The organism is Alcanivorax xiamenensis, from assembly GCF_009846745.1.
Taxonomy (GTDB): Bacteria; Pseudomonadota; Gammaproteobacteria; order Pseudomonadales; family Alcanivoracaceae; genus Alloalcanivorax; species Alloalcanivorax xiamenensis.
The window spans coordinates 87,235-96,392 of record NZ_AQPF01000001.1 but is presented as its reverse complement, the minus strand read 5'-3'; the positions used below and the strand labels follow the sequence as shown (position 1 = coordinate 96,392).

Below are 9,158 nucleotides of genomic sequence, written 5' to 3'. Positions count from 1 at the left end.
CCCCCAGCCCCTGGCCGTCAAACGCGGCGCCGGAACGCCAACGTGTCGGGATAGACTTCCCGCTCCAGATTATCGTTTTGCCAGTCGGTGATTTCGCCGGGTCCGAGGACCAGGACGCCCCCCGGCGCCAGACGGGCGGCCAGACGATTGACGATCTGGCGTTTTCGCCAGCGGCGAAAATAAATCAGCATGTTCTGGCAGAAGATCAGGTCCAGGTTTTCCATCGGAGCCTGATCCAGATCCAGCACATTCAGATGGGCGAAGCACACCCGCTCGCGCAAGGTGGCGGTAACCTGAAGGTGCTGGGTGTCGTGGGGTTGAAAATACCGCTCGCGTAACGCTGGTGCCACGCGGTTTACCCGGCGCAAGGGGAACACGCCACGGCGTGCCCTGGCCAGGGTGGGCAGACTGATATCCGTGCCGGTGATGCCGTAAAAAAGTTTGTCGCGGGCACCGGCGAAACACTCGTTGATCACCATCGCCAGCGAATAGGCTTCCTCGCCGGTGGAGCACCCCACGCTCCACGCATTGAGGGTGCCGCCGTTGACATGCCGGCGGGCGAATTCACGACTGAACGCTTTGACCAGCGCGAAGGATCCCGGGTGACGGAAAAAGCCGGTTTCCTGCACCGTGAGCCGGTCCACCAGAATCGACCATTCCATGGCACGGGACTCGCTGGCGCCGGTGACCAATTGAGCGTAATAGGTTTGGTAATCCTCCAGGCCCAGCTCACGCATGCGTGCACTCAGGCTGGTTTCCAGAAAGGATTTCCGTTCCGTCGGCAATGTCATGCCGGTGCGCTCTTCCAGCAATGTTCGCCAGAGCTGAAATTGCTCCGCGTCCATGGCCGGCGCGTTGCGAAGGGCCCAGGGCGGCGTCACGGCGATGTCCATCAGCCGGGCAATCTGAAGCCGGCCACCGAGTTACGCATGTCCTGCGCCATCTCCGCCAGATCGCCAATGGAACGGGCGGTGGCGGTGGTCCCGGCGGAGGTCTGCGAGGTGATTTCCTGGATCACGTTCATGGTGTTGGAAATGTGTCCCGCGGACGCGGCCTGCTGGCGGGCGGCGTTGGAAATGTTCTGAATCAGGTCGGCCAGGTTCTTCGATACCGTTTCGATTTCTTCCAGTGCCACGCCGGCGTCCTGGGCGAGACGGGCTCCCTTCACAACTTCGGCGGTGGTAGCCTCCATGGAGATCACCGCTTCGTTGGTGTCGGTCTGAATCGTCTTCACCAGGGTTTCGATCTGCTTGGTGGCGGCGGCGGAACGCTCCGCCAGGCGCTGCACCTCGTCGGCGACCACGGCGAAACCACGGCCGGCTTCCCCGGCCATGGAGGCCTGGATGGCGGCATTCAGGGCCAGAATATTGGTTTGGTCGGCGATGTCGTTGATCAGCGAAACAATGTCGCCAATTTCCTGGGAGGACTCGCCCAGGCGTTTGATCCGTTTGGAGGTTTCCTGGATCTGCTCTCGAATGGTGTCCATGCCATGAATGGTGGCCTGCACCACCTCGGCGCCTTTGTTGGCGATGGCCACCGCCCGTTCCGCCACCGCCGCGGACTCGGCGGCATTGGCGGACACCTGATCGATGGACACCGCCATCTCATTCACCGCCGCGGAGGCGCCGGCGATTTCCTGGGCCTGATGTTCGGAAGCTTCCGCCAGGTGCATGGCGGTGGACTGGGTTTCCTGGGCGGCGCTGGCCACCTGCACGGCGGATTGGTTGATGGTTTGTACCAGACTGCGTAGCTGGTCAATGGAATAATTGATGGAGTCGGCGATGGCGCCGGTAAAATCCTCGGTTACCGTCGCTTCCACGGTCAGGTCACCGTCCGCCAGATCCCCCAGCTCGTCGAGCAGGCGCAGAATCGCCGCCTGGTTACGCTGATTCTCGCTTTCCAGCTCACCGCGTTGTTTGCTGGCGCTGCGGTTGCCCTGCAGCATGATCAGGAAAAACAGCAGCACCGAGATCGCCGCGCACAGGATTCCCAGCCATATGGAGGGGAACAGGCCGCTGTTGGCGTTCTCGAACAGGTTGTCCAGATTGGAAGCTTCCTGTAGCAGGTCCTGGGAGCGCAGGAACAGGCTGTCGGCGGCGGCCCGGATCTGCATCAGATCCGGCGCGGTTTCCAGCACCTTGTCCACGGAGGGATTGATGAATTGATTGAAAACATCGGCGATATCCGCCAACCGCGCGCGAGCATCGCGGTCGCTGACTCTCTGAATGCCGAGACGGCTGTTGCCGCGCAGCATGCCGTTGACCACATTGCCGAATCGCACCGCGTCGGTGCCAAACGTTTCCGCCGCCGCCACCGCGCTGTCACGGCCTTCCAGGATTTTCGACAAGGATCGCATCAAACGTTCGGTGAGCAATGACTGACGTTGTGCCAGTGCCACCTGATCGGCGGAGGCGCCGTTGGCGATCAGGATGCGCACCACCTCGTCATACTTGTTCTGAAGTTCCGGAATGGTCTGTGCCAGGGTGGCGGACACCTGGTGCAGATCCAGCACCGTGGCACGTCCCTGAAGGACCGTGTTCACCTGCCGTAGCGCTTCGTCCCACAAGTTTTGCAGGCGTTGCAGCACCCGCGGATCCGACACCGGTTCGTCCTTGACCTGAGTCCAAGCGCGCAGAAAGCCCTGGCGGCCCTGCTCAAGCAAGGCGAAGGCCTCGGCGTTGCCGGACACCGCCTCCAGAGCGTTTTTCGGCAACTGTTGGGAATAGACACGCATGTCCGACGCCTGGGTAATATTATCCCGGGCGTGGTTGGCGCCGATGGCGGACAGAACGAAATTCATCAAGGCGAGAACGATAAAGGCGAGTAACCCGACATACAGAGCAACACCCAGCGGATTGTTACCCGCTCCCCCCCGCATCTTGTCTAACACAAGCCCCGGTTTGAACTTCATAGCTTGGCTCCTGGCCTGACTCAGCTCTTATTGTGTGACCGTATTGCGTGGCCGCCGTCGATGGCGGTCTCCCCCTTTTCCCGGGCAGTCACTGGCACGTCAAAAACCGTTCCCGACGATTCTGGAACCGCGATGGTTGATTGGAGGCATGCCGATGTTCCCCCCGGCACGACGTCCTCCCCCCACGGTCACTCCCTTCTGCTCATTCCCCGCTGGCCGCTCGCATAAAGCGCGGATCCCGTGCCAGCCGGGCAAGGCTGAACACGGACCAGTATTCCCCGTCCCGGCGGTAACCCCCGTCCAGATAGGCGGCCATCGGACTTTCCTCCGGACGTGGCGGCGCTGTGACACGGTTTTCCACCGGAAAATGTTGCATCCCCAGAACATCATCGACCATCACGCCGGTGTAGAGTTCGTCTCGGTCCAGCACCAGCAACCGGCGCCGGCCTTCGGCGATTTCCGAGGCGCGTTCAAGAAATCGGCTCAAATCGGTCACGGTCATCAAACGCCCGCGAACATTGGCCACGCCGCGTACCCAATCCTGAGCGCCGGGCACCCGGGCACAGGCCTGCGGCGACAGAATCTCGGCCACTTCCGTCAACGGCGCCACCAGACGGTGGCCGTTGAGGGAGAATCCGACACCACTCCAATAAGGTGTGGCATCCTGCTCTTCCGGCAGGTTGGCGGCATTGTCGCGGCAACGGATGAAATAGTCCGCCAGTTTCAAATAGGCTGTGGACGTGGCGCTCATCGGCGATCCCCCTCGTCACGCTCCGGTGAGCTGACGCTCGACCGTTTCCAATAAAACCGCTTCATCCACCGGCTTGGTCAGATAATCCCGAGCTCCCTGGCGTTTACCCCAAACCCGATCGGTTTCCTGATCCTTGGTGGTGACGATAACAATTGGGATGTGTCGGGTGTCCGCGCCTTTGGTCAACTGCCGGGTGGCTTGAAAACCATTGAGGCCGGGCATCACCACATCCATTAATACCAGATCCGGTTGTTCGGAACGGGTAGCCGCCACACCGTCGGCCCCGTTGCTGGCTTCCAGCACCTGGTGGCCGTGCTTCTCCAGAATCTCCCGCAGCTTGTACGTCTCCGTGGGAGAATCATCGACAATAAGAATCCGTGCCATCTTTTCCTCTATGGTTGAGCAGGGTCACATCGGTCAGGCGCCCGTTTCAGGCGCTGATATGCTGACGGATGGCGCCCAGTAGCTCGTCCTTGGAAAAAGGCTTGGTCAGGTATTCATCGGATCCCACGATGCGGCCCTTGGCCTTGTCGAACAAGCCGTCCTTCGAGGAGAGCATGATCACCGGTGTCTGCTTGAACGCGCTGTTGTTCTTGATCAAAGCGCACGTTTGATAGCCATCCAGCCGGGGCATCATGATGTCCACGAAAATGATCCGGGGCTTGCTGTCGGCAATCTTGGCAAGCGCATCGAACCCGTCGGTGGCGGTAATCACCTCACAACCCGCTTTCTTCAATAAGGTCTCGGCGGTACGACGAATGGTTTTCGAATCGTCGATCACCATGACCTTGAGGTCTTGAAAATTATCAGTCATTGAGAACTGCCTTTCACCGTGATTCGAATACAGGCCGCGACACCTTGTAATGAGGAATCTTTTTATAGTGTCGCGATAGGCAGGGCTTCGGGGTCTTTCAGCCCACGCCGAGGTTTTAACACAGTTTCTACAATCAATCTATAAGACCCTGTGGGACTTGAGAAAAGCATCCCGTAGCGAGCATGCCCACGCGCTGCTAACATGCGGTGTCGTCCTTTTGCCTGGAGCCACCATGAGCCTTGATATCGGTGTGGTGATGGATCCCATCGCTCACATAAAACCCTGGAAAGACACCACTTTATCCCTGCTCCTGGAAGCTCAGCGGCGCGGCTGGCGGCTGCACTACATGGAACCGGGGGATCTGTATGTTCGTGACGGCCGGCCCCTGGCCATCACCCGACCGCTGCGGGTGGAAGACAATAACGATCACTGGTTCGAACTCGGCGACGCCGTGCGGACGTCCTTGCCGGATCTGGACATGATCCTGATGCGCCAGGATCCGCCGTTTAACGCCGAGTACGTCTACGCGACCTATATTCTTGAAAAAGCGGAGCGCGAGGGCGCCCTGGTGGTGAATCGTCCCGGCAGTGTCCGTGACAGCAACGAAAAACTGTTCGCCACCGATTTCCCGCAATGCTGTGTGCCGACCCTGGTTTCCGGCCGCGCCGATCAGTTGCGGGCTTTTGTAGCGGAGTTCAATGACATCGTCATGAAGCCGCTGGATGCCATGGGCGGCGCTAATATCTTCCGGGTGTCCAAGGACAGCCCCAACACCAGCGTGATCATCGAGGTGCTGACCGATCACGGCCGCACGCCGATCATGGCGCAACAGTTCATTCCCGAGATCACCAGCGGTGACAAACGCATCCTGATGATCAATGGGGAACCGGTGCCCTATGCGCTGGCGCGCATTCCCAAGGAAGGTGAATTCCGCGGCAACCTGGCGGCTGGTGGCACCGGCCAGGGGCGGGAGTTGAGCGACCGTGATCGCTGGATCTGCGAGCAAGTGGGGCCGGTGTTGCGCGAGCGCGGATTGTATTTCGTCGGGCTGGATGTGATCGGTGACTATCTCACCGAGATCAACGTCACCAGTCCCACCTGCGCGCGGGAGCTGGACGCCATTTACGGCATCAATATCGCCGGCCAGCTTTTCGACGCTTTGCTGGAAATGCGTAACCGGTCCTAGCGAAAACGTAAAACCGACGGGACAATACCCGCCATAACAAGGGCCGGTCCACCGGCCCGACCGAATTGTGGATAACACACTCTTTCCAATAATACATTTCGATAACTGCCCATGGCCTCTGCTCAGGTTACCGCCGCCGATCGCCTCGGCTTCACACTCTTCATGGCGTTGGCCGTGCATGGCCTGGTGCTGTTCGGTGTCGGCTTCGCTCCGGAGCAACCCCGCGCCGCGCCGCGAACGCTGGATGTGACGCTGGCGACCCACAGAAGCGATCAGGCGCCGGACGAGGCGGACTTCATTGCCCAGACCAATCAGGAAGGGGCGGGTGACGAGCAGCAAAAACAGGAATTGACCACCACCGAGCAGGCGCCGTACACCGATGCGCGGCCGCGACCGGTGCGGCTGGAGCCGGCCAGCGCGCCGCCACCCCGTCCGGTGTCGCGTCAGAAAGTGATCGTGACCCACTCCTCCGCCCCCCGCGCGCAATCGCCGCAACAAGAGCAGGAACAGGAGCCCCGCGAGCAGCGCCAGGATGACAGTCTGGATCAGCTCAGCCGCGAGATCGCCAGCCTGCAGGCACGTCTGGATCAGCAGCAGCAAGCCTACGCCAAGCGGCCGCGGGTGCGTCGGCTCACTTCGGTTTCCACCAAGGCCCATTATGAAGCGCTTTACATCGATGCTTTTCGTCGCAAAGTGGAGAGCACCGGTACTCGCCATTTCCCGGCCCGGGCGCTGACCAGTAACACCTTCGGCGGTGTGCGCCTGATGGTGGCGCTGGGCAAGAGCGGTGACATCCGCGACATTCGCGTATTGCAGTCCTCCGGGCATGCGTTCCTGGACGAGGCGGCGGTGCAGAGCGTGCGCTTGTCGGCGCCGTTTGAGCCTTTTTCCCCGGAGATGCGTCAAAATATGGACGTGCTGGAGATCATCCGCACCTGGCAGTTCGACGCCAACCGGCAGGTTTCCTCACGCTGATCCGGCGCTCCGTCGACTCCGGCGCCTCTCTACTCTTGCCCTGGTCCCGCGCTCCCCGGATACTGGGCCCATGACGCACAACAGCCTGAAACACCAGTTTCTGATCGCCATGCCGCAGCTGGACGATCCGAATTTCGACCGCACCGTGACCTATGTGGTGGAACACAATCCGGAAGGGGCCATGGGGCTGACTCTGAACCGCCCGGCGGGTTTGAGCCTGCACGATATTCTCGCGGACATGGAGATCGAGGTGGAGGTGCCACCCTCCAGCCGCCATCAGGTGGTCGCCGGTGGCCCGATCCAGCAGGAAGCGGGGTTCGTGCTGCACCGGGACGTGGAACGCCACTGGCAGTCCACCCTGATGCTGGCGGATGGGCTGTGCATGACCACCTCGCGGGATATTCTCGAGGCCATCGCCGTGGGCGAGGGGCCGGAATCCACCCTGGTGTGTCTGGGCTATGCGGGTTGGAGCGAGGGCCAGCTGGAGCAGGAATTGGCGGATAATGTCTGGCTGAGCACGCCCAGCGCTCCGGAACTGGTGTTCGAGATCCCGTTTGAACAGCGCTGGCATGCCGCCGCCGCCCGCATGGGCGTGGATATGAGCCTGATCGCCACTCAGGTGGGACACGGTTGATTCTGCTCGCCTTTGATTACGGAACCCGCAAAATCGGTGTCGCCAGTGGCAATGCCCTGATCGGCACCGCCTCGCCGTTACCGGCCCTGCCCTGCAAAAACGAACAACCCGACTGGCAACAGATGGCCGCTTTGCTGGATGAGTGGCGCCCGGAACGGGTGGTGGTGGGCCTGCCTCTGAACATGGACGGCAGTGAAAGCCATTCCAGCGAGCGCGCGCGCAAGTTCGCCCGGCGTATCCAGGGGCGGTTCGGACTGAAGGTTTATATGGTGGATGAACGTCTTTCCACCCGGGAAGCGCGGGAGCGCACCGCCACAAGAGGGCCGGATCCGAAGGTGGATTCCATGGCCGCGGTGGTGATCGCGGAGGGGTACCTGAATGGCGCCGAGCCGGTGATGCCTTGATCCCCGGCCCGGCGGTGCCACGGCCGGCTGGCCGCGACGCCGGAAGGGTTTAGCCGGCCGGAGTCCACAACTGCTGCAGGGATCCGAGCACGCCATCGGCAACGCCCTGACCACCCAGGAACTTCAGCATGACCGGCGCGAACTGGCCGATCATATCCGGGCTCAGGCCCATGGCGCTGAAGGCGGTCTGCGCGCCTTGCAGGCTTTTCACATTACCCAGCACATTGCCAAGCAGGCCGCTGCTTTGTTCGCTGGAACCGAGCATGTTGCTCAGACCGGAGACTTTGTCGGTGATGCCGCTGAACTGACTGGCATCCAGCTTGGTCTGGGCCAGGGCGAGCAGCGCGGCGGAACCGCCGGCGGCCTGCGCCCGGCTGACGCCGAGGTCGCTGGACAGGGTGTCGACCATGTTCTTGGCGTCACCGGCCACTTGCCACTGGCCGGTGGCCTGATCCAGGTTGGCCTGGCCCTTCTCGGAAGCAGAGTTAATGGCGCTGTTGGCTTTGTCGGTCTGCTCGTTGACCTTGTTGCTGGCTTCGTCCACCGCCTTGGTGGCTTTGTCGGTGAGGCCTTTCAGGTCGAAGGCATGAGCGTTGGCACCCAAAGCCGCCGCCAGTATCGTGCCCGCTGCAATCCGGATTGACTTGTTCATAACCGTTCCTTAGTAATCAAAATGACATGAAACAGGGCGCGCAGTGTACTCTTAAAGTCTTAGCGGGTCCCGTGGTGTAAACCTGTTTTTCAATTCGCCCGGCAACGGCTAGACTGCTGCGAAGTGATAACGCGGGCGAAGCGCGCGGCGGTGACTGCCAGAACAGCAGGCCGAGGAGATAGACTTGCATTGGAATCCGGAACAGATTGACGCCCTGCTGCGGGACATGGCGTCCGCGCTGGAGCGTTTGGAAGAGACGGACGGTGCCACCGGTCTGGTTGGTATCGAATCCGGTGGCGCCTGGGTGGCGAAGGCCTTGAACGAGCGCCTGAGCAAACCGCTGCCCCTGGGGTTTCTGGACGCCAATTTCTACCGCGATGATTTCGAGAAACGTGGTCTTAAGAAAAGCGTCAAGCCGTCCAAATTGCCGTTCGACGTGGAAGGGGCGCATCTGATCCTGGTGGACGATGTGTTGATGACGGGTCGAACCATCCGTGCCGCCATGAACGAGCTGTTTGATTTTGGCCGTCCGGCCTCGATTCGTCTGGCGGTGTTATTCGATATCGGTCGGCGCGAGTTGCCCATTCGCGCCGATGTTTGCGGTGAGGTGTTGTCCCTGCCCGCCGAGCAACGGGTGGAACTGAGCGGGCCGGATCGATTGGAAGCATCGGTGCAGGCCGTCGGCAACGGCCGTTGATGTCGTAATCCTTGGCATTGTGCCCCGGTCCATAGCATTCTGCCCCGGTCAATAGTTAGAATGTGGCGGATCCGCGCCCTCCGGCCGCGGAGCATGCCATAGGTTCTGTCCGTGCCCACAGACCCTGGAAATAA

At 61.1% G+C, this 9,158-nt stretch carries 11 protein-coding genes; 5 read left to right on the top strand and 6 right to left on the bottom strand.

What is annotated here, in order from left to right; genetic code table 11:
* Nucleotides 1-17: 17 nt before the first annotated feature.
* From A6D6_RS00450 to pilG, 5 genes are all read right to left on the bottom strand, one after another.
* Nucleotides 18-881 carry a CheR family methyltransferase gene (locus A6D6_RS00450; RefSeq protein ID WP_370450522.1) on the bottom strand — a complete coding sequence of 288 codons (864 nt, stop codon included), beginning with the start codon at nt 879-881 and terminating at the stop codon, nt 18-20.
* Between the two features lie 11 nt (nt 882-892).
* On the bottom strand, nt 893-2,911 hold the full coding sequence (locus A6D6_RS00445; RefSeq protein WP_159659631.1) for a methyl-accepting chemotaxis protein: 2,019 nt from the start codon (nt 2,909-2,911) through the stop codon (nt 893-895).
* 202 nt (nt 2,912-3,113) lie between these two features.
* Nucleotides 3,114-3,662: a chemotaxis protein CheW gene (locus tag A6D6_RS00440; RefSeq protein ID WP_133491193.1), complete on the bottom strand. Its 549-nt coding sequence runs from the start codon at nt 3,660-3,662 to the stop codon at nt 3,114-3,116.
* Between the two features lie 15 nt (nt 3,663-3,677).
* Complete coding sequence (pilH, locus tag A6D6_RS00435; protein ID WP_133491194.1) at nt 3,678-4,046, bottom strand: twitching motility response regulator PilH; 369 nt, start codon at nt 4,044-4,046, stop codon at nt 3,678-3,680.
* Nucleotides 4,047-4,092: 46 nt separating this feature from the next.
* Nucleotides 4,093-4,476, bottom strand: a complete 384-nt coding sequence (gene pilG, locus A6D6_RS00430) for a twitching motility response regulator PilG (protein WP_014992438.1) — start codon at nt 4,474-4,476, stop codon at nt 4,093-4,095.
* Between the two features lie 232 nt (nt 4,477-4,708).
* Here pilG and gshB point away from each other — a divergent pair, with 232 nt between their 5' ends.
* From gshB to ruvX, 4 genes are all read left to right on the top strand, one after another.
* Complete coding sequence (gene gshB, locus A6D6_RS00425; RefSeq protein ID WP_133491195.1) at nt 4,709-5,662, top strand: glutathione synthase; 954 nt, start codon at nt 4,709-4,711, stop codon at nt 5,660-5,662.
* A 111-nt stretch (nt 5,663-5,773) separates the two neighbouring features.
* Entirely contained in the window at nt 5,774-6,637 is an 864-nt protein-coding gene (locus A6D6_RS00420) for an energy transducer TonB (protein ID WP_159659630.1), read from the top strand.
* A 70-nt stretch (nt 6,638-6,707) separates the two neighbouring features.
* Nucleotides 6,708-7,271, top strand: a complete 564-nt coding sequence (locus A6D6_RS00415) for a YqgE/AlgH family protein (RefSeq protein ID WP_022997464.1) — start codon at nt 6,708-6,710, stop codon at nt 7,269-7,271.
* Nucleotides 7,271-7,675, top strand: coding sequence for a Holliday junction resolvase RuvX (ruvX, locus tag A6D6_RS00410; protein WP_133491278.1), 405 nt, complete (start codon nt 7,271-7,273; stop codon nt 7,673-7,675). The genes A6D6_RS00415 and ruvX overlap by 1 nt, the downstream gene beginning before the upstream one ends.
* Before the next feature lie 49 nt (nt 7,676-7,724).
* Here ruvX and A6D6_RS00405 read toward each other — a convergent pair whose 3' ends face one another.
* The gene (locus A6D6_RS00405; RefSeq protein WP_133491197.1) at nt 7,725-8,327 is read right to left on the bottom strand and encodes a DUF2780 domain-containing protein; all 603 of its coding nucleotides are present in this window, start codon (nt 8,325-8,327) and stop codon (nt 7,725-7,727) included.
* Between the two features lie 184 nt (nt 8,328-8,511).
* Between A6D6_RS00405 and pyrR the strand changes: the two genes are divergently transcribed.
* Nucleotides 8,512-9,024, top strand: coding sequence for a bifunctional pyr operon transcriptional regulator/uracil phosphoribosyltransferase PyrR (pyrR, locus tag A6D6_RS00400; RefSeq protein WP_133491198.1), 513 nt, complete (start codon nt 8,512-8,514; stop codon nt 9,022-9,024).
* The last annotated feature ends 134 nt before the right edge of the window (nt 9,025-9,158 follow it).